The organism is Chitinophaga rhizosphaerae, from assembly GCF_003958645.1.
Taxonomy (GTDB): domain Bacteria; phylum Bacteroidota; class Bacteroidia; order Chitinophagales; family Chitinophagaceae; genus Chitinophaga; species Chitinophaga rhizosphaerae.
In genome coordinates, this window is record NZ_RXLO01000003.1 from 326,165 (window position 1) to 350,536 (window position 24,372).

Annotated in this window: 14 protein-coding genes; 10 read left to right on the forward strand and 4 right to left on the reverse strand. The window is 56.5% G+C overall.

The window, feature by feature from the left end; translation table 11 throughout:
- Positions 1 to 453: 453 nt before the first annotated feature.
- Together EJ361_RS08500 and EJ361_RS08505 are read left to right on the forward strand one after the other, a co-directional pair.
- Positions 454 to 822 carry a hypothetical protein gene (locus EJ361_RS08500; protein ID WP_126245065.1) on the forward strand — a complete coding sequence of 123 codons (369 nt, stop codon included), beginning with the start codon at positions 454 to 456 and terminating at the stop codon, positions 820 to 822.
- 148 nt (positions 823 to 970) lie between these two features.
- A complete protein-coding gene (locus tag EJ361_RS08505; protein ID WP_126245066.1) occupies positions 971 to 2,326 on the forward strand; it encodes an AraC family transcriptional regulator ligand-binding domain-containing protein in 1,356 nt (451 codons plus the stop codon).
- A gap of 85 nt (positions 2,327 to 2,411) precedes the next feature.
- On the opposite strand, the gene EJ361_RS08510 is transcribed toward EJ361_RS08505, so the two are convergent.
- A complete protein-coding gene (locus EJ361_RS08510) occupies positions 2,412 to 2,912 on the reverse strand; it encodes a hypothetical protein (protein WP_126245067.1) in 501 nt (166 codons plus the stop codon).
- Between the two features lie 744 nt (positions 2,913 to 3,656).
- Between EJ361_RS08510 and EJ361_RS08515 the strand changes: the two genes are divergently transcribed.
- From EJ361_RS08515 to EJ361_RS08545, 7 genes are all read left to right on the forward strand, one after another.
- Positions 3,657 to 4,253: a sigma-70 family RNA polymerase sigma factor gene (locus EJ361_RS08515; RefSeq protein WP_126245068.1), complete on the forward strand. Its 597-nt coding sequence runs from the start codon at positions 3,657 to 3,659 to the stop codon at positions 4,251 to 4,253.
- Between the two features lie 67 nt (positions 4,254 to 4,320).
- Positions 4,321 to 5,481 (forward strand): FecR family protein, encoded by a 1,161-nt coding sequence (locus EJ361_RS08520; RefSeq protein WP_126245069.1) that lies wholly within the window; start codon positions 4,321 to 4,323, stop codon positions 5,479 to 5,481.
- Positions 5,482 to 5,586: 105 nt separating this feature from the next.
- The gene (locus EJ361_RS08525; RefSeq protein WP_126245070.1) at positions 5,587 to 8,955 is read left to right on the forward strand and encodes a TonB-dependent receptor; all 3,369 of its coding nucleotides are present in this window, start codon (positions 5,587 to 5,589) and stop codon (positions 8,953 to 8,955) included.
- Between the two features lie 21 nt (positions 8,956 to 8,976).
- The gene (locus EJ361_RS08530; RefSeq protein ID WP_126245071.1) at positions 8,977 to 10,263 is read left to right on the forward strand and encodes a RagB/SusD family nutrient uptake outer membrane protein; all 1,287 of its coding nucleotides are present in this window, start codon (positions 8,977 to 8,979) and stop codon (positions 10,261 to 10,263) included.
- Positions 10,264 to 10,281: 18 nt separating this feature from the next.
- Positions 10,282 to 11,193 (forward strand): phosphodiester glycosidase family protein, encoded by a 912-nt coding sequence (locus tag EJ361_RS08535; RefSeq protein WP_164714136.1) that lies wholly within the window; start codon positions 10,282 to 10,284, stop codon positions 11,191 to 11,193.
- 17 nt (positions 11,194 to 11,210) lie between these two features.
- On the forward strand, positions 11,211 to 12,524 hold the full coding sequence (locus tag EJ361_RS08540) for an IPT/TIG domain-containing protein (protein WP_126245073.1): 1,314 nt from the start codon (positions 11,211 to 11,213) through the stop codon (positions 12,522 to 12,524).
- A gap of 372 nt (positions 12,525 to 12,896) precedes the next feature.
- Complete coding sequence (locus EJ361_RS08545) at positions 12,897 to 19,535, forward strand: LamG-like jellyroll fold domain-containing protein (RefSeq protein ID WP_126245074.1); 6,639 nt, start codon at positions 12,897 to 12,899, stop codon at positions 19,533 to 19,535.
- A 68-nt stretch (positions 19,536 to 19,603) separates the two neighbouring features.
- Here EJ361_RS08545 and EJ361_RS08550 read toward each other — a convergent pair whose 3' ends face one another.
- On the reverse strand, positions 19,604 to 20,986 hold the full coding sequence (locus EJ361_RS08550; protein WP_126245075.1) for a chloride channel protein: 1,383 nt from the start codon (positions 20,984 to 20,986) through the stop codon (positions 19,604 to 19,606).
- A gap of 31 nt (positions 20,987 to 21,017) precedes the next feature.
- Entirely contained in the window at positions 21,018 to 22,118 is a 1,101-nt protein-coding gene (locus EJ361_RS08555; protein WP_126245076.1) for a hypothetical protein, read from the reverse strand.
- 183 nt (positions 22,119 to 22,301) lie between these two features.
- Here EJ361_RS08555 and EJ361_RS08560 point away from each other — a divergent pair, with 183 nt between their 5' ends.
- Positions 22,302 to 23,018 (forward strand): DUF4198 domain-containing protein, encoded by a 717-nt coding sequence (locus EJ361_RS08560; protein ID WP_126245077.1) that lies wholly within the window; start codon positions 22,302 to 22,304, stop codon positions 23,016 to 23,018.
- Between the two features lie 135 nt (positions 23,019 to 23,153).
- On the opposite strand, the gene EJ361_RS08565 is transcribed toward EJ361_RS08560, so the two are convergent.
- Positions 23,154 to 24,287 carry a glycoside hydrolase family 88/105 protein gene (locus tag EJ361_RS08565; RefSeq protein WP_126245078.1) on the reverse strand — a complete coding sequence of 378 codons (1,134 nt, stop codon included), beginning with the start codon at positions 24,285 to 24,287 and terminating at the stop codon, positions 23,154 to 23,156.
- Between the last annotated feature and the right edge of the window lie 85 nt (positions 24,288 to 24,372).

Sequence of the window (24,372 nt, forward strand, 5' to 3'; positions counted from 1 at the left end):
GGATGGCCGTGATTGGTTTGGAACGCTGAAATGCATGCTGGTATTGAGAAATTTCGTTTTCTGGCTGGAAGTCCCTGCGGCCTGGGAGGCACATCACGTCACCTGGTTTTCCGCTGATCCGGCTATTTGACCGGGGGCGATGTCCGATTCCGGGCGCGGATCGTCCGGTTTTAAAAAACGGCGCATAGCCCAAACCAGTTAGCCCTAAGCCGGTTTTGAAGGCCTTTGGGCCCGGAAGCCCGTCGAATAGACGGGCTTTTTCGTTGTAATAGGCTGCCAGTAAGGGTTTGGCGTAAATTGGCCCCATTGTCCGGTCTGTACAAAAACGGACACTTCGGGTGTTTTGATTTGCCGTTCATCCGCTGATAACTATTCGTTTTAGGATGTTTGGAACCGTTCATACTTTTGAATCGTCAAACAAACAACAACGTTAATCACATAAAAAACATTCACATGAAAACTTTCATCGCCATTCTTGCCGCAGTAATCGTTTCTTTCGGTGCTTCCACAGCCAATGCCGCAACTCCTGGAACCGGCCTCATGTATAAAGCTGCTTACACCATTATGGGAGAGAAGTCTTACTATGACGCTTCCGGCAACCTGCTCGCCACTTCCCGCTTCGTGACCGACGCATCGCTGCCGCTGCCTGCGATCAAAAAGCTGATGAAGAAATGCCCCGGCCACGAAATCCGCTACATCCGCGAGTTCCAGGCCGAAGGCATCAATACCTACATCATCACCCTGGAAAACAAAACCGGTTATAAAGTAGTGCGTTACGCGGAGAATTCGCTCACGATCCTGCAAAAACTCCACAAGAACTGATCCGGTTACCGCCATTCTGATCTTTTGTTCGTCGCCCGGAAGCCATACGCTTCCGGGCGCGGGCTTTTAAGAAAAGATTGCCTATTTTTATTGCCTTTCGGCAGACGTATTCCCGGGAAGCAGCTAAAATTCCAAATCTAAATAATGCATGGACACGCAGGTAACCACCGTTGAGGCGTTGAACATCCTCCTGATTTACTGCGAAAAGCTCGGATGGCCGGTAGACCAGATCGTCCAGGACGCCGGGTTTGATCCGGAAGCGCTGGAAATTTTTCAGCACCCGGTTACCTTGCGGATGCTGTCCGGTTTTTTCGAATCGGCGGTGCGCGTCACCGGCGATCCGCATATCGGGTTGCACATCGGCCATGTCTCGAACCTCGACGCACTGGGGATCGTGGGGCAACTCTACCGTTACAGTAAAAATGTGCGGGAGGGGATGTTCCGCATCCAGCGTTACCTTCCCATCCTCCACACCGTTTTCGATTTCAGCCTCGTGGAAAGTGACGATGCGGCCCGCGTGATCATGACGCCCCGGCACCAGATGCCCGAAGCCGCCTTCGTTTCCCGGCAGTTCGTGGAATTGGCCATGGCCTATTGCAAACACGGCACGCAGTACGCTTCACAGATAGATTTGCTGCCGTTTGAAGTGCATTTTTCCTGGAAGCTGTCGCCCGAAGAAGAAAAATATTACGCTACCATTTTCAACTGCCCGGTTTTTGGCGGCCGCGAACATACCCAACTGCTGTATCGCCGCGAAGACGCGGACATACCGAACTTTTTCTACAACCCGGTTTTGCTGAAGGCTTTGGAAGCCGGTGCAGAAGCGGGGATGGAAATGGGCCCCTGGTCCAGCAACGACCTGCAAAAGGCATTGCTCATCATGAACGTGGAGGAAAAAGAGCGGAGCCGCATCGCCAGGAGCCTCCACGACGGCGTTTGTGGCACCCTGGCCGCGGTGCGCCTGCATCTGGGCGCCCTGCAAAACCAACTGCCCGCCCAGCAACAGGCGGATTTCCTGCAAACCCTCGCCCTGCTCGACGAAGCCGCCCGCGAAGTCCGCAAAACAGCCCACAGCCTCATGCCGGAAACGTTGCAACATTACGGGCTCAACGAAGCGTTGGACACGCATTGCCGCAACCTCGCGCCCTGCTGCCCCGCGCAGATCGAGTATTACAGTTTCGGGGAACCCTTCCGGTTCGACCCCGGCGTGGAACTGACCGTGTACCGAATCGCACAGGAACTGATACAGAACGCCGTGAAACACGCGCAGGCAACGAGCATCATCGTACAACTGCAATTCGCCGCGCCCGATATTTCGCTGACGATCGAAGACGACGGCATCGGGTTTTCGGCAGACAGGATGCGCCCCGGCTCAGGGCTCGACATCCTCCGCCAGAACGTCTCCGGACTGGGCGGAACCATCGAGTGGGACGGCCGCACAGGCGCCGGCACCACCGTGACGCTGGTCATCCCTTCCCTCCAACTGCAGCTCGTACGCGAGTAGTGCGATTTGTATTAAGATGTTGTGATATAAGAAAAAACCAGCCCTTCGCTGAGGGCTGGATCTTGCGTTTTGAGAACTATTGCATTTAATTGGGGAAATTTCGCAACTGGGCCTTTATTCCCGCAGCGATGGAGCTGTCTGTCATATTTTCGGTTGCCTTTTCCTTTTTGGAAAGGTCTTTATTTAAAGCATCAATTCCAGCGCCTAACGCTTGAAAAAGGTCTTCATTTATGCCTATTTCTGCACCTGATTTTACGCCGGGAATCAATTTTTTACCTTTCACAGTAACATTTGAATAAAACCTGTATACAGCCGTTTTGAAAAGATTCATCGTATCTACATTATAAGGCTTATGCTGCTTTATTTTTTCGAACATTTTATTTGCATCTGCGGCGGTAAGATTGATATGTTCCTTATTTCGGGCCAATTCTTTCAATTTCTCATCAGGGAACTTTCTGTGTCCTTTTTGATCAGTTTTTTTGACTGCCAATGCTTCCAGGCCTAATTTATTACCCACGGTATCATCTTCGCGGTTACAGGCCGTAATGGCGAATATACACAACACTAATACGATTAATTGTTTCATTTGTTTTTTTTAATGGAGGGAAAAGTTATGCAGGTGTTTTATAAACGAACGTGACATTGGCGGCATCGGAAGATGTACTGGCGGCATGCTTGTAGGTAACCGGAATCGTACCGAATATATAAGCATTGTAACTATGCGAAAAGCCGGGCAGAAGTATTCCGGAATAGAGAATCGTACTTACTACCTTTTCATTCGTAATAGTAAGGGTTACTCCTGGGATATTATTATTTGTTGCCTTCCCCGCCGCACTTTGATCTCCCGCAAAAATCATTTCAATGCTGGAATTGGGGGGATTGATTAAGCTGAAAATCTTGGTTACCGGAGCCCCTGCTCCGCCACAGGTAACATTTTCGGGATAATCACATTGGTTTGTAACCGGAAAAATAAATTTTCAACAATTATAAGAAAAATAGCGGAAAGTGTAATTGAAAATTTATTATAATATAATTATTGGAATGGATGAATCGCAATTGATGATCAATGGCAATTGCGACAGGATGTGGAGTCGATGTATAAGCCGTAAGGGCGATGAATTCTTCTCCGAAACATCCGATTGGGAAGCAGGACCGCCCAATCTGTTTTCAACTTGCATCAGTATAAATTGCCCGCACCAATTCCCGTGCGATTTGTATTATTTTATTATTAATTTGCCGGCAGGCCTTATGACCGATCAACCAAAAGCCTAAAATTTGCGCGCCGAACCGGGCCACGTTCCGGCATTATTATCGTTTAAACAGGGTTCGCATGAGCTGGACTGAGTCTGAGGAAATATTATGGGTAGATGCGTTGCGCAACAACAGCACCGAAGCATTCGATGCGCTGTACCGTGCGTATTTCCCGTCTGTATACGCCAATATCTGCCGGCTGGTGCGCGAGTCCTCCGCGGCGCAAGACATCGTGCAGGAAGTATTCATCCGCCTTTGGGAAAAGCGCCATCAGCTGAAACCCGGCCAGCCCGCAGGCAACTGGTTGTTCGTAGTGAGTTACAACCGTTCCGTTTCCTGGCTCCGCAAAGACCTGCGCGAAAAATTGCGCGTGGAAGGCCTGGAATCCCTGCCCGACCTGCCCGGAGAGCCCGGATGGGACCATACCTCCCTGCAGTTGGAAATGCTGGAAAAAGCCATCGAACAGTTGCCGCCGCAGCGGAAGAAAGTGTTCCTGCTGTGTAAAGTGCAGGGCCGCACCTATGCCGAGGCGGCTTCCGAACTGCAGATTTCCCACTATACCGTGAAGGAACACATCCAGAAAGCCAGCCAGTTCATCCGCGAATATGTGCGGCTGCAGCCGGAATGGCAGGCCCTGGCACTGGGGGCGCCGCTCGTTGCGCACCTGCTGGGCTAAAAAAATATTTCTTCCCCCAACCCCCCTTTTTTCAATTTCTGCGTATTTACTGTAAACCTGACCGCCATTGGAAGATCCATCACAATATCTCCGGGAGCTGCTCGCCAAACCGGACTGGACAGACGATGAACGCCGCTGGTTGCTGCATTACCTGGAACATACGCCCGCAACGGAACTGAAAACGCTGTTGCTGGAAGCGTTCCGCGATAGGAACATCTCCGTGTACGATCCCGCGCTGCAGGAATCCCTGCTGGCCGGCATCCACGCCCGGATGCAGCCGGCAACGCCCGTTCGCCGGATCGGCTGGTGGCGCGCTGCCGCGGCCGTTGGCGGCATAGCGGTAACCCTGGCTGGAGGGGCATTATTGATGCGCCAGTCGCAGCCCATGCAGCCGGTCGCCAGAGCGGACGTGCATATTCCCGAGGTTGGCAACGGCGACATCGCGCCGGGCGGCAACAAAGCACGGCTGGTGTTGCGCAACGGTAAAACCGTGGTGCTCGATCAAACCGCCGACGGACATATCGGCGAGGGCAACGTAGAAAAGAAAGATGCGGAATTGCTCTATGCGTCGGAGGAAGGAGATATTGGAGGAAGCAATATCCTCATCACGCCGCGCGGCGGGCAGTACCGTGTTCGGCTGTCTGACGGCACAAAGGTCTGGCTCAACGCCGCCAGCCGGCTGGAATACCCGGTGGCGTTCGGCGGAAAGGAAAGACTGGTGTCCCTCACCGGGGAAGCCTACTTCGAAGTGGCGGCGGATGTGCAGCGGCCGTTTTTTGTGATGGTAGACGGGATGAAGGTACAGGTATTGGGAACGAAATTTAACGTTAACGCATATACGGAAGAAAGGCAATTCACGACCGCCCTGCTCGAAGGCGCGGTGCGGGTGACGGGCGGCGGCCGGCAGGTGACGCTCAGGCCGGGCCAGGAATCCGCCTTCTCCCCGAAATCCGGATCGCTGAAGCAATATGACGGCGATATGGAAAGCGCGGTGGCCTGGAAGAACGGTATCATCACTTTCCGGAACGACGAACTGTCTGCCGTCATGCGTGACCTGGGCCGGTGGTACGATGTGGATGTAGCTTACGAACCGGGGCTCGATAAGGAAATTCATGTAACGGGCGCCATGCGGAAACAGGAACACCTGGCAGCGGCGCTGAAAATTCTGGAATTGACGGCCGGCGTCCACTTTACGGTGGAAGGGCGCACGGTCAAAGTATCCCGATAAAAATAGTTGAAAAGCAGGCCTGCGGCCGATCGGAGGGGACGCCCTCCGTGCTGCCCATGCCATGCCCGGAAGCATACTTTAGCATTATTAAAACACACGAATGTTATGAAGAAACGCATGAATCCCGCGGCGCCGGCCGGTGGCGCGGGCATCCGGAGGCGGAAGGCCCCTCCGGCCCTGCACCTTTTGCTACTGCTGGCGCTCTTTGCCGGAATGCGGTCTGTGGCGGCCGTCCGCGTGCAAGACATCCCGCTGAACGTACAGGTGCGCGACGCCGGCCTGGAAACCATCATCAAGATCATCCGCCAGCAAAGCGATTACCTTTTTATTTTCAAAGACGAGAACCTCGCGCGCCTCAACAGCCGCATTACCCTGCAAATGCAGAACGCATCGATCCGGGAAGTGATGGACAAGTGCCTCGAAGGGTCGCCGCTTACGTACCGTATCGTCGATAAAACCGTCATCCTCATGAGCCGCGACGAGCCGGCCAAAGCCGCCGTGAAACTGACGGGTGTGGTGACCGATGCCGACAGCAGGGAACCTTTGCCCGGTGTGTCCGTAGCCCTGAAAGGCGCTTCCGGCGGAACGGTAACCGATGCCAACGGGCGCTTCGCCGTGCAGAATGCAGACCTTCCGGCCACGCTGGTGTTCACCTTCATCGGCTACACTTCCAAAACCATAACGGTCGCAGACGATAAACCCCTCCAGATCTTCCTCCAGCGCGAAACCCGCAACATCCAGCAGGTAGTGGTGGTAGGATACGGCACCCAAAAGAAAACGGAGCTCACCGGTTCCATCAGCACTTTCCGGCCCGACGAGCTGAACGCACGGCCGGTGTTAGGCCCCGACCAAATGTTGCAGGGGCGCATGCCGGGCGTGAATATCTCTTCCGCTTCCGGGATGCCCGGGGCAGCGCTGCGCGTGAGCGTCCGCGGAACGGGATCGCTGAGCGCCAGCAATGAGCCGCTGTACGTGATCGACGGTGTGCCCATCATTCCGCACGACGCCGGGATGTTCAATTTCGGCGGACGGATGAACCCGCTCTCGCAGTTGAACCCGCAAGACATCGCCTCCGTCGAAGTACTGAAAGACGCCGCGTCGGCCGCCATTTACGGGTCCCGCGCCACCAACGGCGTGGTGCTCATCACCACTAAAAGCGGGAAGAAAGGCACCGGCCAGCTGAGCCTCAACGCCTGGACGGGCATGTCGGAGGTGATGAACCTGCACAAGATCAAAATGGCGGATGCTGAACTTTACCTCGAAGTCGCCAACGAAGCGATCGATAATTACAACAAACAATACGGCTACGAGCCCGGCAACAGTAAATTCATCCAGGGGATCAACCATCCCTATCCCGGGTTGCCCGATACCGACTGGATGGACCTGGTGCTGCGGAAAGCCTGGTCGCAGAACGTGGACCTGTCCGTTTCCGGCGGGAACGATAAAACCACGTATTACATTTCCGGCGGGTTCCTCAACCAGCAGGGCACCATCATCCACAACGACCTGAAAAAATACACGGGCCGCATCAACCTGGCCAGCGAGCCCCTCAGCTGGCTGCGCACCGGTGTGAACCTGAGCTTCAGCTTTTCGGACAACAACCGCGTGCCCGGCTCCAACCTCGGCTCCACCGTGATGGGGCGCAGCTTGCCGCAACGGCCGTTCGACCGGCCCTACAAACCCGATGGCTCGTATTATGTGGGCGGCACTTCCGACCTGGTGTACCACAATCCCATCCAGATATTGAAAGAAGAAGTGGCGCGGTTACAAAGTTACCGCATGATCGGCAATGCCTTCGCGGAACTGCGGCTCCTGCCAGGACTGACGTACAAAACATCCTTCGGTACGGATCTTGGACTTACCAACGATTATGTGTACTACAACGCCAAACATCCATACGGAACGGGCAACGGGCGGATCGCGGATAACCGTCGCTGGATGACGAACATCCTCCTCGAAAATACCCTGACCTATTCCAAGCTTTTTGGTCAGCTGAAGCTGGACGTCCTGGGCGGGCATTCGTTCCAGCGGGTGATGACCTCTACCAGCGGCATCGATGGCAACGGTTTTCCCGCACCTTCGTTCGACGTGCTGGATGCGGCTTCCGTCATCAACAACGCTACTACCAACCTTTATGGGAACGCGATGGAATCTTATTTCGGGCGTGCGAATGTGGCGTTCCGGGAGCGGTATTTGCTGGGCGCTTCCATCAGAACGGACGGGTCGTCGCGCTTTTCACCGGAAAACCGTTATGGATATTTTCCTTCTGTTTCGGCAGGATGGCAGGTATCTAAAGAGCCCTGGTGGCAGATGCCCGCTACCGATCTGAAATTGCGCATGAGCTATGGCGCTACCGGCAACCAGGAAGGCGTGAGCAACTACGCGTACCAGGCTTTGACGGGTGGCGGATTTAACTACGACGGTAAAAGCGGGATCGCCATCACGGGTTTCGGCAACGATGCCCTCACCTGGGAAAAGGCCAACCAGTTCGACGCCGGCGTGGAAATCGCCCTTTGGAAAGGAGCGCTCAACTTCACGGTGGATTACTTCGTGAAAAACACGACGAACCTCCTTTACAACATGCCCATTCACGCCACATCCGGCTTCACCAGCATCACGAGCAACATCGGGTCCATGCGCAATAAGGGCCTGGAAGCCGCCGTGAGCGCCAATTACCGGTTTGGTGAGCTGCAATGGCAGTCGGATTTCAACATCTCCTTTATCCGCAACCGCATCACTTCCCTCATCGGCAATACCGATCTGCTTTCCGTCGGCAGCAACCGCGGCCTGCAGGTTGGGAAAGATATCGGCAGCATCTGGGTGTATAAAATGCTCGGCATTTTCCAGGACGATAAGGAAGTGCCAGCACCGCAGTATAAAACCGGTGTTCGCGCAGGCGACGTACATTACGAAGACCTCAACGGCGACGGCGTCATCGATATCAACGACCGCCAGGTGGTAGGCAGCTCCAATCCCGATTTCTTCGGCGGATGGAACAATACTTTCCGGTACAAAAATTTCGACCTGACGGTTTTCCTCAACTATACCTACGGCGGCGATGTGTATGCCACCTCGCGCATCATGGTGGAAAGGCTGGGGCAGAACGGGACGAACAACTTCAGGCGCATCGCCGAATCCCGCTGGACGGGGCCGGGCACGAGCAATACCGTTCCCCGCGCGATCTACAACCAGGCGCATAACCTGGCGAACTCGTCGCGGTGGCTGGAAGACGGGAGTTTCCTGCGCTTGCGGACCGTATCATTGGGATACGAACTGCCGCAGTCCTGGCTGCAACGTGCGCATATCAAGCGTTTGCGCGTGTATGCACAGGCGGATAACCTGGGGCTGTGGACGAAATACTCCGGCCTCGATCCGGAAGTGTCGTCCGACCTGGACCCGCGTTTCCTCGGGGAAGACAACCTCGTGCTGCCGCAGCCGCGTTCCTTCAATTTCGGCATCAACCTGCATTTTTAAACAACCGAAGCAAACATCGTCATGAAAAGAATATTGATACCGGCACTGATCATGGGCAGCCTCGCGGTTGCATCCTGCAGCAAGATGCTGGACGTGAAATCGCATTCGGCGGTAGCCACCCAATCATTGTCGGAAGCCGACGTGGAAGCCTTTTTGACAGGCGTGTACAACAGGGTGCAGAACGCGCCCGGATCGGAGTCGTACATTTCGTTCGACATCGTGGGCGGCAACCTCATCAACTCCGGCGCTACCAGCGACGGGGGGCTGAATACCTTCATCAGTAACGTGCTGCGGCCCGAGAACGGGCTCATGTCCGCCGCCTGGAACGGGTATTATTCCTCACTGTACCAGGTGAACAACCTGCTGGAAACCCTCGGCCGGATGAGCCCTTCCGCCCGCAAAACGGAAATTGAAGGGATCGTACACTTCTTCCGCGGGCTCATCTATTACAACCTCGTCACCCGCTGGGGCGGCGTGCCGGTGCTGGAAAAAAATACTTCCGAAAAAGTAAGGCGCAACACCGAAGCGCAAACCTGGGCGTTCATCGAAAAGGAACTGGAAATCGCCATCGCACAGGCTCCGGCGTATACGTCCGGCGGCTATTACAAAGTGACGAACATGGGCGCAAAGGCGCTGATGGCGCGGGTGAAGCTGGCGCAAGGCAAGAAAACGGAAGCGGCGGCGCTGGCGGAAGAAGTGATCGGCAGCGGATTGTTTGCGCTGGACGCGTTCGAAAAAATCTTCCGCGCCACGGCCAATACCGAGGAAATATTTTCCTTCAAAAACCTGACCATCGAATCCTCGATCCGCGTGAGCACGCTTTTCTACACCTACGCCCACAGCGTAAAAGGCAGCTACGTATACCGGCCCACGCAGGAAACGATGGATATGTTTTCGGCGGATGACAAGCGCACCGCCATGTCTGTAGAAACTTTCCAGGGATTGCGCGTCATCAATAAGTACCCCAGCGGCCAGTCGGGCACCGATCCCATCGTGGTGACCCGCCTGGGAGAAATGTACCTGATCAGCGCGGAAGCGCAGGGGCTCGCAGGGCTGGGGCGGCTCAACGAGCTGCGGGCCGCGCGTGGACTGAATCCTGTTAACCCTTCCGGCGAAGCCGCCTACCTCGATGCCGTGTTGCTGGAGCGGAGAAAGGAATTGCTGGGTGAAGGGTTCAGGTGGTACGATCTCGTGCGCACCGGGAAAGCGGTGTCCACCCTCGGGATCATGGACCGGGAAGTAAAATATCCCCTGCCCATGAACGAGCTCGCCCTCAACGGCAACCTCGAACAAAACGATGATTACTAATCCTGAAACATGATTTTTATGCGGAATAAATATAAAATGTTGTGGGCGATGACGCTGGCATACGCCCTGCTCATCGGCTGCAAGAAAGACGAAGCCGCGGCACAGGCGCCGGTTACCCTGAAAAGCCCCCTCACCCAACGCCTCCTCGACAGCGCCGGCGTCATGGCGCAGGTGTTCAGCGACACGCTGTTCGAAGTGAGCCCCGGCATCAGGGAAACCGATATCCATTACCTGTCACGCGAAGGCTATTCCATGCGCGCGTTCATCCTGGAGGTCGAAGTCAACCATCCGAACATCCTTCTGCAGGCGGGAACGCCGTACAACGCCACGGCATACGCCATGCAAACCGTTCCCGATATTGCGAAGTACATGGAAAAGCCCGACTATCGCGTGATGGCGGCGGTGAATGCGGATTTTTTCAACACGTCTACCGGCGAACCGCGCGGCATTTACGTGAAAGACGGGAAAGTGCTCAAAACCACCTGGGCCAACGCGCGCAGCGCAACGTTCATCGGCGTGCTGAAAAACGGGAAACCCTACATCGGCGACCGCGACGATTTCGTGGCGAAGCAAAATGACCTGGAAGACGCCTTGGGCGGCGGCCCCATGCTGGTCCGCAACAACCAGGTCCTCACGCAAACCGACCTTTCCGTGGAACCCCGCACCGGCGTGGGTATGAACGAACAGGGGAAAATGTATTTCATCGTGGTGGACGGCCGCAGTTTCTACTATTCCAACGGTTGTACGATCACGCAACTGGGCCAGATGCTCAAAGCCTGCGGCTCCACGATCGCCGTGAACGTAGACGGCGGCGGCAGCAGCACGTTCATGATCAAACATCCGCTGGCAGACGTTTGGCAGGTGCGTAACCGTCCCAGCGACGGCACCAACCGCGCAGTCGGCAACGCCTGGATGATCATTTCCCGATAACCCGAATCCATTTCAGCATGAAAAAATTATTGACATACATCCTGCTGCCTGCATTCGCTTTGCTGGCGGCATGTAATAAGGACGACGATGCGGAAAAGCCCGCAACGCCTTCGATCGCGGCAGTGTATCCTTCGTCTGGCCTCCCGAATATGATCATCACGATCAAGGGTAAGAACTTCAGCACGGTCCGCCAGGACAATACCGTACAATTCAACGGCAAAGCCGCTATCGTGATAGAAGCGTCGGAAACGGCGCTGCAGGTAGTGACGCCGGCGGATGGCACCACCGGCCCCGTAACCGTTGCTACCCCGAAGGGCTCCGCGACCGGGGGGACCTTCACCTATCTTCCGCCGCCGGAGGAATATACCGTTACCACGCTCGCCGGCGACGGTACGGCCGGTTCGTTGGACGGGCCGATTGCCACCGCGCTTTTCAAAACGGTGCAGGGCGTGGCCATCGGAGCAGACGGTTCCGTCATCGTGATCGACCGTGGTAACAACCGCATCCGCCGCATCAAGGCCGGAAACGTGACGCCCGTCGCAGGCGCCACTACCGCCGGATTTGTGAATGCCACGGGTGCAGCGGCGAGGTTCCGCCTGCCCTGGCGTGCCGTGGAAGATGCGCAGGGGAATATTTTCGTGGCCGACCGCGATAACCACGCCATCCGCAAGATCACACCGGCGGGCCTGGTGAGCACCGTGGCCGGAACCGGCACCGCAGGATTTGCGGATGGCCCTGTGGCAACGGCGCAGTTCAATCAGCCGCTGGACATCGTGGTAGACGCGGCAGGAAATCTTTATGTGGCCGATAACCTCAATCACCGCATCCGGAAAATCGGTACCGACGGGCAGGTAACCACCCTCGCGGGGAACGGCACCGCCGGCTTCGCGAACGGGACCGGTCTGGCCGCGCAGTTCCGCAATCCCAGCGGGCTGGAGCTGGACAAAGACGGCAATATCCTGGTGGCGGACAGGCTGAACCACCGCATCCGTAAAGTGACACAGGCGGGAGTAGCGACCACCGTGGCGGGAGACGGGAACTCCGGCTACCTCGACGGCGATGCCGCCGGTGCAAGGTTCGCCGATCCGTATGGCATTACGGTAGATGCGATGGGCAATATCTTCGTGGCAGACCTGAACAATCACAAGATCAGGAAGGTGTCTGCCGATGGAAAAGTAGTGTCCATCGCCGGAGGGGCGCGCGGTTTCGCCGACGGGCCCGGTGCGGGCGCGCAGCTCAATTCGCCCACCGATGTGTGTATAGACCGCGATGGTAACGTGTACGTGGCCGACCAGGCAAATCATGCTATCCGTAAACTGACGAGAAAATAGAACGTTACTGTCTTATCCCTGTTCGTAACCGCGTGGGCCTTTGGCCTGCGCGGTTTCTTTTTCTCACAATCTTGTTTGTGTGTTTGTCATCCGATTGTAATGTCGAAAACCCCGCTTCCCAAGGCGTATGCATTTCCCGCGGCGATCCTGTTTCAGCGGGATAGGTGTGTTCGCACATTTATCCTACAGGTTTGACATACTTTTGTCAACTTTGAAATCCCGTACAATTTTTCCCGCTTCGATTTATCTATTTTCCTTCCACCGCGATGAATGCTACGCATGAAAAACCTGAACCCTGTGACTATTTGCCCAAAAACCGTAGTTGACCCGAGGTAAGCAAATCAATTTATTGTATAACCAAAATCGACACAAATGAAGAAAAAGCTACTCTTCATGTCCATCCTGTGCGCAGCGATGAACGGAGAGGCATGGGCCCAGTCGGCCCCTTCACAGAAGGATTACGGCATCCTGCATGTGAACGGGAAGAAGGCCCCGCCGGATTTTGCCCGGTCCGCTTCGGCGCGCACCGCCCCATGGGCCGGCAACAATTATTACCTCCTCCAGTTTTACGACATTCCCACGGCTGCAGAAAAAGCGCAGCTATCGGCGCATGGCATCGAGCTGCAGGGGTATTTGCCGAATTTCGCGTTTTACGCCTGGTTCGGGAAAGACGTGAAACCCTCTTCCATCCAAACCCTTAAAATCAGGGCGGTACTTACGGTAGACGGACAGTTCAAGCTCTCGCCAGAATTATTCGGCAACAAAGTCCCGGCGTCGGCCTGGGAAAACGGCTACATCAAACTGGACGTTACGCCTTACGAGCGTACAGACGTTCCCGCACTCCGCGAACGCCTCATCCGCTCCGGTGCGCAGGTAGAAGCCCTGCCGCAAGGAAGCCGCCTCCTCCGCGTGAAAGTGCCGCTGTTATTGCTGCAGGCGCTGGTGGCGGAAAAGGAAATCCAGTTCATCAGCGTGAGCGCCGGGGAACCTGTTCCTGAATTCGATCAGAACAACTTCGGCCGTTCCAACGTCATCAACAGCGGCAATGGCGGCGTGCTTTACAATGGCAAAGGCATTACGACGATGGTAAAGGAAGGTGATGCGGTAAACGATAATATCGATTTTGCCGGCCGGCTCGATATCCGGAACCTCGGCCCGGAAGGCCCCGGCAGTCACGCTACGGGCTGCGCCAACCGGCTCGGGCATGCGGGCAACACCGACCCGTCGCTGCGCTCGAACGCATGGGGCGCGCGGATCATTTCCACCGGCGGGCTCGACTATTATTCCGCCTACGCCGATTCCGCCACAAAGTTGCGGATCGTGAACATGTCGTACGGTTGGGGGACAGATGCCGGTTACAACGGGGAATCCGTGAACCACGACCGCACCATCCGCCAGCTGCCCGAATTCATGCTCGTGTATTCGTCGGGCAACTCGGGCGGCAACGTCACCAACGGCGGGAAATACAATGGAATCGCGGGTTGGGGCAACCTGACCGGGAACCCCAAACATGCGAAGAACCTCCTGGTGGTGAGCGGCACCAACTACGAAGACGTGTTTTACGACTGGACCTGTAAAGGCCCGGCGTTCGACGGCCGCGTGAAACCCGAGCTGTCGATCGAAGGTTCCGAAGGCACTTCGTTCGCCGCGCCGAAAGTAGCGGGGATGATGGCCATTTTATATGATGCATTTAAGGGCGAAACGGGCGCTGCTTCGCTGAAATCCGCCATGATCAAAGCGATCATGATGAACACAGCGGATGATATCCACAATCCCGGCATCGATTTTAAAACCGGTTATGGCCGTCCGAACATGCGGCGGGCATATGAAGTCATCAAACAGCGTTTATTCATCACCGATAGCATGCAGCAGGGCGGGCAAAAGAATTTCGCCATACAGGTGCCTTCGGGAACGAAGCAGTTGCGCGTGATGCTGTACTGGTCCGATTATGAAGCTACGGCGGGCACGGCCAAGGCGCTCGTGAACGATCTCGACATGACGCTGGCCGCGCCGGGAGGCGGTGTTTCCCTGCCCTGGGTGCTCGATACCACGGCAAACCCCGTCAACCTGAACCTTCCGCCCACGCGCAACGCCGATCACCTCAACAATACAGAACAGATCACGATCGACGATCCCTCGGCGGGGGAGTACACGGTGAATATCTCCGGGTACCAGGTGCCGCAGGGCGTGCAGGAATACTATATTACATACGAGTTCGTCCGCGACGAGGTGAACATGGCCTTCCCCATCGGCGGTGAATCGCTCATCCCCGGCAACGAGATTTATGTGCGCTGGGATGCACTCGGTTCCGCAACGCCTTTCGATCTGCATTACTCTGCAGACAATGGTTCCAGCTGGTCGCCCATTGCTACGGGCATCGCCGGCGGCTCGCGTGCCTATAAATGGAAAATGCCGGCTGCGGCGGGGAAATACCTCGTCCGCGTCACGCGCGGCGCGTTGGTGGATACTTCTTCCACCTTCAGCATCTTCCCCGTTCCGGCCAATTTTAAAATCGATTGGGTGTGCGATACCGCCATGCAGCTTCGCTGGAACAGTACGCCGGGAACATCCGGATACGAAGTTTTCCGGCTGGGGCAGCAGTATATGGAACCTGTTCTCCAAACCGCCGACACCGTGATTACGCTGCATGCCGACAGCTCGCGGGAAGAATGGTTCGCCGTCCGCGCGATCGGGGCTAACGGGGAACAGGGCCTCCGCAGCCTGGCGATCATGAAACGGCAAGGAACGTTCCGTTGCGATCACCTGCAAACCTCCGCAGCATTGCGCGTTCGGAAAGACAGTGTGGTACTGGCGGGAACCGTGAACCCGCACCGTTTGGCGGTTTCGGATCTCGTGTTCGAATACGGCCCCACCACGGCCTATGGCCAACAGGTTTCCGTTCCGGGTACATTTACGGGGGCAGACGATATCCCGGTAAACCAACTCGCGGCTGTAGCGCTCACGAGCGGGGAATCCTGGCATTTCAGGATGCGGGCTACGGTGAACGGGCAGACCGTTTACAGCGGCGATGCGCAGTTCCTGCCTTCGCCCGGGCTGGCAGCCGGTTTCAACGGCGAGCAATCCATCACCATGGGGCCCAATAACGCCATCGACGGCGCCAAACCGCGGACCGTGGCCATGTGGGCGAAAGCGGACGTGTTCGACGAAGGCGGCCTGTTCATGACCGGATCCACCGGCACCACGTACGGCGAGTTTTCTTTCAAAACCCTCACGGCAGACAATACCTGGCGCGCGCAGTTCTGGAACAACAACCGCGATTTCACCCTGCCCGACAGTAAAGGCGAATGGCACCACTACGCCCTCACCTACAACGGCACGCAGCTGGCCTTCTATTACGACGGCGCGTTGCAAGCCACCTGGAACGCAGCGCTGGTGACTGCCACCAATACCTTCCAGCTGGGTGTTTGGAACGGGAAGCGGTTGAAAGGTTCACTGGATGAGGTGAGCGTTTGGAATACGGCCCTTTCTGCCGACCAGGTGCGTAAAATGATGCATCATCCGCTGAACGGGAACGAAGCAGGATTGGTGTATTACGCCAATTTCGACAACCCGGAATCCGAAAGTTATGAGCTCGTGCAACGTAAAACCTTCGCTGTCAACATTCCGAAATCCGCAGCCCGCTATCCTTTCGGCGAAGGCGTAACGGCCACCGCCACGGAGCTCGCCGGAACAGTGAACTTCCCCAACACCGGCGTGAAAGCCGAATACGCGCAGCAGAACGGCGCGGCGGCTTCCATGAGCAATATCGTGCTGGCGAATTACGATACCCGCGGGCTACCCGATGATTTCGTACCGTACACTTCCGGCTTCAAGATCGGGCATCGCTACGGGACGGGGAACCTCAGCTTCGTGCCTGTTCTCCAGGCAGACCGTGCCATGACGGTGGCGGATACCGTGCCGGGGCACATCCTCCTGATGGGCCGCAACCAGCTTTCCTCCGGCAAGTGGAATTTTATCGGCACTACCACCAGCGCCACTTTGAGCGGTGAACTGCGTTTCTCTCCGGCATCGGCGTATGAGCAGTTCCTCCCGATCCATACCAACAGTTCATTTGTTTCCGTCGACTTCGATACACTGCGTTTGTACGATGTGCGCCCCGGCGCCAAAACCACCGCCGCCGCCATGACCGTTTCCGGTGTAAACCTCGGCGATACCGTGCGGGTACTGGCGCCTGAAGGGTTTGAAGTGTCGCTGTTTGCGGATAGCGCGTACACCACGGCGCTGGGGCTCGTTCCTCAGAACGGGTTCCTGTCCAAAGCGATCGTTTACGCACGGTTCAAACCGCAGTCGGCCGGGATTTTCAACGGCACCATCCGTTTCATGAAAGGCGACAGCGCCGGCGCTGTAGTTTGGGTGAGACAGGAAGGCGTTGCCGTGGAAACGGCCGCCGGGAAAGCCATGAACTTCGATGGCACGGGCGATAACCTCAACATCGAAAACCTCAACTGGCAACCCACGGAATTCACCATCGAATGGTGGGCGAAATACCGTTCCACCAAGAATTACAACCAATCTATCGGCAACGGCTGGGGATCGTTCCTGGTGCATGCAGACGGAGATAAGAACTTCAACATCGGCGTAGCCAACAACGCGGCCAGCCGCATGAAGATCACGGGCGGCCTGGCCGATCTGAACGTTTGGCACCATTACGCTTACACGTTCAAGAACGGCGAAGCCAAACTCTACCGCGACGGTGTGCTGGAAGACAGCAAACCCGCATCGAGCTATCCGCCGAAATGGGCGTCTTTCCGCATCGGTTCCGGAGATGGCAATACGATAGACGGTGAGATGGATGAGTTCCGCATGTGGAGCGTGGCCAGGACACAGGCCGACATCCGCGAAAACATGCACCTCACCTTGACCGGCGCCGAGGCAGGACTGAAGGTTTACCTCCAGTTCCAGGACAATATGAACGGCGTGGCAGACCTTTCCGCAAACGCTTATCCCGTGCGGATGGCGGGCAATCCGGTTCGCAGTAAATCCGGCGTTCCCGCGGCGCAAGGCGTCAGCGAAACGAAGGCGATCAACGCTCCCGGCAACCACGCATTCACCCAAACCGGCGTGGAACTGCAATTCGGAAATGGTACGCTGCCCGGCGGCGACGTCGTGATCTCCCGCCTGAAAGCCGTACCGGATACGAGTGTTCGTCCGGCTACGGTAGGCGGATATTATTATGTCCTGAACAATTTCGGTACGGATAAGAATTATACCGGTCTTTCGGCTGTGGTGATCGATAGTGTGCCAAGCTCCGATTACTACAAGGCTTACGGCCGCAAATTCAACGATTTCGGCAGCACGTGGGCCCTCAAAACCACGAACGTCGTTGCGCAGAACGGCCGCCTGGTGATTACGCCCGATTCCGCAACGCCCTGGAACGCCGCCGGCCAATTCGCCGTATCGGTACAACGCGCGCTGCAGGCGGATTCCCTGGCCGGGAAAGCCTTCCGCTTCAACGGCAGCAACGCCTTCCTGGAAGTGGAAGACCTCAACTGGAAACCCACCGAGTTTACCGTGGAATGGTGGATCAAAGCCAATTCTGCCCGCAACTACAACCAGTACGTGGGCAACGGATGGGGCCGCTTCCTGGCGCATGCGAACGATGACAGCTCGATGTACGTAGGCATCAGCGCTTCTTCCGCATCCCGGATCTATGTGGCGGGCGCCTTCAAAAACCCGGGACAATGGCATCATTACGCATATACTTTCAATAACGGGGCTTCCCGCATTTACCGCGACGGTATTTTGATGGGCACCAATTCCGCTTCGGCGATGCCGCAGACCTGGGGCACCTTCCGCATCGGCTCGCCAGACGGCAACACGATCGACGGCGACCTCGACGAATTCCGCATCTGGTCTGTTGCCCGGACGGACCAGCAAGTCCGCGAAAGCATGCACCACACGCTCACCGGACAGGAACCCGGCCTGAAAGTCTACATCCAGGGCCATGGCGCTGACAACGGAAATCTCACCGATCTCGGACCGAACCATTACAACGTGACGCTAATCGGCGGCGTCAGCACGGTGAATTCCACGGCGCCCGTAGCGAAAGGTGAAAGCCAGACGCAGCCGGCCGCCGCAGTGACCGATTTCGGTAGCCTCGGCATCACCCTGGGCCTCGACAGCGCCGCGGGCGTCATTACCGCCAGCAGGCTCCACGCCATTCCGGACAGCGTCCAGGGAACGGTGCGCGCGTCCAGCTACTGGATTTTGCACCAGTACGAAACCCCGCAGCAATTGCAAACCCTGCGGACCATCATGATCCCCGGCGCCGATAGCACCCGCCGCTTCGCCGGCCAGTTCCGCGCCTTCAATGGCAGCGGCAGCTGGAGCAACCCCTTCGCTGCGGTGCAACAAAACGGCGGGATCATATTCCACAATGTGAACGGAACGGGCAGTCGCCAATGGATGGTGACGGAAGCGCCGAACAGCGCGCCACAGGCGGCTATTACCAGTCCTGTCCCTTACGCTTACCTCGACAGCGGCGCCATTTCGGTGACCATGACCGCGCAGGACGCGGATGGTTTCATCGGCAAAGTGGCGCTCTACGCAGGTGGCGTGAAGATCGGGGAAACGGACAGCCTGCCGTATCAGCTGACCTGGAGCCCCGCCGCCATCGGCTCTTACACGCTCACGGCCGTGGCTACGGATAACAACGGACTTACCGGCACATCGCAACCCGTAACCGTTACGATCCGCAAAAAAGGCATGGCTACCGACGTGCATAACGGCCTCAACGCCGCGCGCAACGGCATCATCGTGTATCCCAATCCAACGGCCGGTGTTGTGTATACCACGCTTCCGAAGCTGACCGCCACCGCGGTGCTTCGCGTGATAACGCCCACCGGTTCGGTGATCTGGCAGGAAAATGTGGCCGCCAACCCGGCGCCGTCTTTCAAACGGATCGATATTACCGGCCGTCCGTCGGGGATTTATTATGTACAGGTGATCATCGGCACGAAGGTTTACACCATCACCGTGGTGAAAATCTGACACTGACAGCCTGAAATCGAACAGCCCCCGGTGCTTCGCTGCGCCGGGGGCTGTTTTATTTTGACGGGTTAGAAGTGGTCGGGAAGATAATCGTCTGACAGGATTTTTTTCTCCACCAGCGATTTATGATACACCGAATATTTGATGTATTTGCGGGTGATGAAGTACGAAATGGCCGTTACGATCATGAGGGGAACGAAAAGTTTATAACCGCCTGAAATCTCCGCCAGCAAGAAGATGGCGGTGAGCGGAGCGTGCATGACTCCGGCCAGCACACCGGCCATGGCCGTGATGATGAAGTTGGGCGTGTTGAGGTGATACAGTCCGGATACATTGACGAGGTACGCGAACAGAAATCCCGTGATACCGCCGGTGATCATCGATGGCGCGAAAACCCCGCCGTTGCCGCCTGCAGACATCGTCAGCGCAGCGCAAACGATTTTAAAGGTGATGAGCAATACCGCCATGAGGATGATGGCCCAGACTTCGGAACTATAGCCCTGCAGCAGCGAATGTGAAGTTACGGCGGCGCTGTTGCCGGCCAGCAATTGCGTGATGGTGGAATAGCCCTCGCCATATAGCGGGGGCAGGAAAAAGATGATGACGCAAAGCGGGATGCCCGCCAGCAGCCAGGTTTTCCAGGTCATCCGGCGCTTATGGAACCAGCCTTCGATCCATTCCACGGTATGCGTAACATATACAGACACCATGCCGCAGGCGATGCCGAGGCATATATAAAACGGTATGGCCTGGATATTCCAGCTTTCGCTGGCGGTGAATATGAATTTTCCGGGATAGAGCAGTTGTGAAACCACGGTGGCCGTGGCAGTGGAAATCAGCAGGGGGATGAAAAACGGGATGGTGAAATCGAGCAGGAAGATTTCCAGGACGAAGATGATACCTGCGAATGGACTGTTGAACACCGCCGCGATGCCGCTGGCCGTGCCGCAGGCGAGGAGGAGGATGGTATCTTTGGAGGAAAGCCGCAGATCGCGGCCGGTATTGGAGCCGATAGCGGCGCCGGTGGCCACGATGGGCGCTTCCAGCCCCACGCTGCCCCCGAAGCCCGTTGTGAGCGCGGCTGTGAGGATGTGGCCGTAGGTATGTCTTTTGTCGATGCGGCCCTTGTTACCTACGATGTTCTGGATGATGAACCCGATCCCCCGGCTGAGGCGCCCCTGGAAAAACCGGGTGAGCACCAGCAGGGAAAGCCCCGTTCCGATCAACGGGAAAATCGCGGAAAGCCAGTTGCTCCCCATCCAGTCGTTCATGGCTTCGGCACGGTGCTCGAAAAACGCTACGGACACCTTCAGCGCCACGGCGGCCAACGCCGCGATCACGCCAACGATAAAGCTGATAAGGATAAGAAAATTGCGATGCGAAGTGTATTTCGTTCTTAAATTTCCCAGTTTGACCAATAGCCTGTAGTACTTGTTTCCGGTTCCTTCCATGCGGCTAAATTAAGGAAACCGGGAAAAATGGTCATTTTGAGATCCGGAATTCGACTTTTTCGACGATCACACCGAGTTTTTTCACGCCTCCTGCATCCGACCGGAAAGTTTTCTCGCCGGTAAACTGGTCGTAGAGTTTGGGGTCGCCGGTATTGAGCGCCTTGAACAGGAGGTTTACGCCCTTTTTATCGAGCTGTCCGCCTTCGAAGCTGACCACCGTTCCCCCGTTCGTCCACTCAAAACCATTGATCTTGAACCCTCTGCCGTTCACTTTCTGTACTTTCTCGATCGGGTCGCCCGGCTTGATGCCGAAGGGCGCACGCCATTTCGCGTTTTCACCTGCGAGCGTGATGGTCTTGGTGGAGTCTTTGTAGAATACTACCGCCATTTCGTTTTCAGTGTCAGGATATACCACCCATGCCTTGCCGGCATCGTTCCCGTCGAAATCGGTGGCGTCGCGGAGCTCAACGTTCCCTTTGCCGTAAAGGTCCAACAGCTGGTCGGGCTTGGTCATGCCGAAAACGAGGCGGACGTCCCAGTTCCGCGTATCCGCCGACTCGATGCCGGCGGCCGTGGTATTGATGGTGGCAGGGGCGGAAGGTGTTGCGGGTCGCTGGCCGGATGTGGCATTGGCAGGCGCGGGCCCGTCCAGCGCGGCGGTGGAAGCCTGGTTGGTATTGGCCGGCGGCGCCACCATGAGGGTGATGGCCTTGGGGATCGCGTTGGCTTTGTATAGCGCGGCTTTCTCGTCGGTCAGTTCCCTGGCTTCGTTCTTATATTTATTGACAGTGTAGGTAGCTATGGGGAAAATGTTGCTGCTGTTGATGTTCATCGCTTTGAGGTTGGCGATGAACGTTTGCCGGTTGCAATCGCTGTACTGGTACAGGAATTTCAGCGCGGCGTCCACCGTGGCGGGGTCTTTCTTCAGGTCCTGCATGGTTTTGTCCACTTCCAGCCCGCCCGCGCCCGACCGGCTCATCTGTTCCGTCACAAACACCAGCGCGGGATCGTTGAGTTTCAGGAAAGTAGCGGCCATTTTGGTCGAAATATCGTCTATGGCGGATTCCGTCAGCTTCTGGGCGGAGGCGGCAAGTGGGAGGGCGAGTACGATCAGTATGAAAAACCGTTTCATGCAGGTAAGTTTATGGGCTGTGCGTGTATAACGCATATCATTGTCACTAAATTATGGAAATATCCCTATCCCCGCACAAAATACATGCCCGCGATTTTTCCCGGATGCGTAAATCAATTTTCCGATCCGATCATCCCCCCAACCTTCCCGCCCCTAATTTTATGCCTTCAAAACAAGAAGCCCATGTTACTCCGTTTTACTTGTACGCTGGCCCTGGCCATTATGACCGCCATCAATGCTTTCGGCCACGCGCTTTGGATAGAGACCAGCCCGGTCGGTAAAAAAGGCCAGGCCCAGGAAGTGAGGGTGTTTTGGGGCGAATTCGCCGATAAAGACATCTCGCCGCTGGACAAATGGTTCTCCGACACCAAATCCTATTCCCTTTCCGTGATCCTGCCCGATGGTAAAGTGGTGCCGCTGCAAAGCGCGCCCGGCAAAGATCACTACAAAGCTTTCTTCACGCCTGAGAAAGACGGTGTATATACCGTTGTGATGAAACACATCGTGAAAGATCTCTATCACGGCAGCCGCCTGGATTATCATTCCAGCGCCGTGGTACGCGTTGGCGCCGCCGCAGTCATCGACCCCGCCGCCAATCAGAACGTGTTGAGCGTGTATACCGCGCCCGATGCTTCGCTTAAAGTGGGTCAAAGCATTGATTTTTATACGCTTAAGAATCTCAAGCCCGCCGGTGGACAGGAAGTGGAAGTATTCGCGCCGAACGGCTGGGGCAAGAAATTCTGGGCAGACAGCACCGGCAAATCTTCCTTCACTCCGCTCTGGCCCGGCCGTTATATGGTAGAAGTGGCCGGTACGGCGGAAGAAAAAGGCGACCACAACGGCAAGCCTTACGAAAAGATCTGGCGTTGCGCCACCTATTGCATCGAAGTCACTAAATAACTGAAGTTCGTCGTACTGATTCCATGTTTGTGCCCCAAACCTCCCGGACCCACGTCCGGGAGGTTTTTTTATGTGGAAAAGGAAACGCCGGAACTGAGCGGTCCCGGCGTTGAGCGTTGATATGCTGGATATGGATCAGGGCCGCAGCAGCGCGGTGGCGCACCATAGCAGGGGAGCCTGCCCGTGGAGATCGCCGGTGAGTCGCTTGCGGTCGAGATAATATTGATGATCGTTTTTCATGTTCGTGCCTTCGCAAACGTTACGGATGTCGGAATTTTCGTCGAGGTACGTGATGAGCGCCAGCCAGGCCTTCCTGGCGGCGGGGCCATAGGTCTTGGCGTCGAGCCAGCCGTTTTTGACACCGGAGATCATGGCGAAAGCGAACATCCCCGTGCAGGAAGTTTCTTTCCACGAAGCCGGATCGTCTATCAATTGATGCCACATGCCATCATCCGCCTGGTATTTCAGCAGCGAAGCCATCATGGTCTGATAAGCTTTCAGGATGCGGGGGCGATTGGGATTGTCTTTCGGGACGGAGCGCAGCAGTTCGGACATGCCTGCCGCCATCCAGCCGTTGCCGCGGCCCCAGAAGAAGGGCGCGGAAGGGGCGTGGTAGAACAGGCCGTTGGGCTGCTGGAGCGAATCGAGGTACAGGATCATTTCGTTGGCTGCCCGGTCGATGTAGTTACGGTCGCCCGTAGCGCGGGTGGCTTGCGATTGCACCGCGGTGATCATGAACATATCGTCTATCCAGAGGCGCGTTTGCCAGGTGTAGCCCTGGTTATAGAATCGGTGGCTGGCGGGGACTACGCGTTTACCTTCGGGCGGGCCCCATTGTTTGTCTGCAATGCCTTTCCCGAGCCGGAGGTAGCGGTCTTCTTTCGTTTGGAGGTACAGCTCGAGGGGCACACAGCCGAAAACAGTGTAATCTACGTGGTCGGGGATGGGAATGAGCGTGTCCCGCGCACCGAAAAGCGGTTCGAAGCGGTCTTTCAGCTGCTGGCGGAGCGGGCTGTCGGCCGTAACCTGTGCAAATGTGAGCGCGCCGTACCAGGTGCAGGTTTCCGGATAGGTGATAACCCGGGGCGGAACGGGCCGGCCGAAGTTGGTATGCGGTGAAGCCACGAAGCGCGCCGCCACTTTACGGCCGATTTCTTCCGGCGTGGCGCCGGGTGGGAAGTTGCGCAGCGCGTTTTTGCCCGTCTGCGCGGAAAGGGCGGCGGGCAGCAGGAGCAATGCCGCGCAGGCCTGCAGGAATCCAGTTTTCATAACATGCGGAATTTGAATACCGCTAATTTATGCAAACGTTTGCAAAATGGCAAGCGTGTCATGCGTAGAACTACGCTTTTTCCCG

What these genes read in the sequence shown, in the direction of transcription:
- EJ361_RS08500 (WP_126245065.1), top strand. Translation starts at nt 454, where the DNA reads ATGAAAACTTTCATCGCCATTCTTGCCGCAGTAATCGTTTCTTTCGGT.
- EJ361_RS08505 (WP_126245066.1), top strand. Translation starts at nt 971, where the DNA reads ATGGACACGCAGGTAACCACCGTTGAGGCGTTGAACATCCTCCTGATT.
- EJ361_RS08510 (WP_126245067.1), bottom strand. Translation starts at nt 2,912, where the DNA reads ATGAAACAATTAATCGTATTAGTGTTGTGTATATTCGCCATTACGGCC.
- EJ361_RS08515 (WP_126245068.1), top strand. Translation starts at nt 3,657, where the DNA reads ATGAGCTGGACTGAGTCTGAGGAAATATTATGGGTAGATGCGTTGCGC.
- EJ361_RS08525 (WP_126245070.1), top strand. Translation starts at nt 5,587, where the DNA reads ATGAAGAAACGCATGAATCCCGCGGCGCCGGCCGGTGGCGCGGGCATC.
- EJ361_RS08530 (WP_126245071.1), top strand. Translation starts at nt 8,977, where the DNA reads ATGAAAAGAATATTGATACCGGCACTGATCATGGGCAGCCTCGCGGTT.
- EJ361_RS08535 (WP_164714136.1), top strand. Translation starts at nt 10,282, where the DNA reads ATGCGGAATAAATATAAAATGTTGTGGGCGATGACGCTGGCATACGCC.
- EJ361_RS08540 (WP_126245073.1), top strand. Translation starts at nt 11,211, where the DNA reads ATGAAAAAATTATTGACATACATCCTGCTGCCTGCATTCGCTTTGCTG.
- EJ361_RS08545 (WP_126245074.1), top strand. Translation starts at nt 12,897, where the DNA reads ATGAAGAAAAAGCTACTCTTCATGTCCATCCTGTGCGCAGCGATGAAC.
- EJ361_RS08550 (WP_126245075.1), bottom strand. Translation starts at nt 20,986, where the DNA reads ATGGAAGGAACCGGAAACAAGTACTACAGGCTATTGGTCAAACTGGGA.
- EJ361_RS08555 (WP_126245076.1), bottom strand. Translation starts at nt 22,118, where the DNA reads ATGAAACGGTTTTTCATACTGATCGTACTCGCCCTCCCACTTGCCGCC.
- EJ361_RS08560 (WP_126245077.1), top strand. Translation starts at nt 22,302, where the DNA reads ATGTTACTCCGTTTTACTTGTACGCTGGCCCTGGCCATTATGACCGCC.
- EJ361_RS08565 (WP_126245078.1), bottom strand. Translation starts at nt 24,287, where the DNA reads ATGAAAACTGGATTCCTGCAGGCCTGCGCGGCATTGCTCCTGCTGCCC.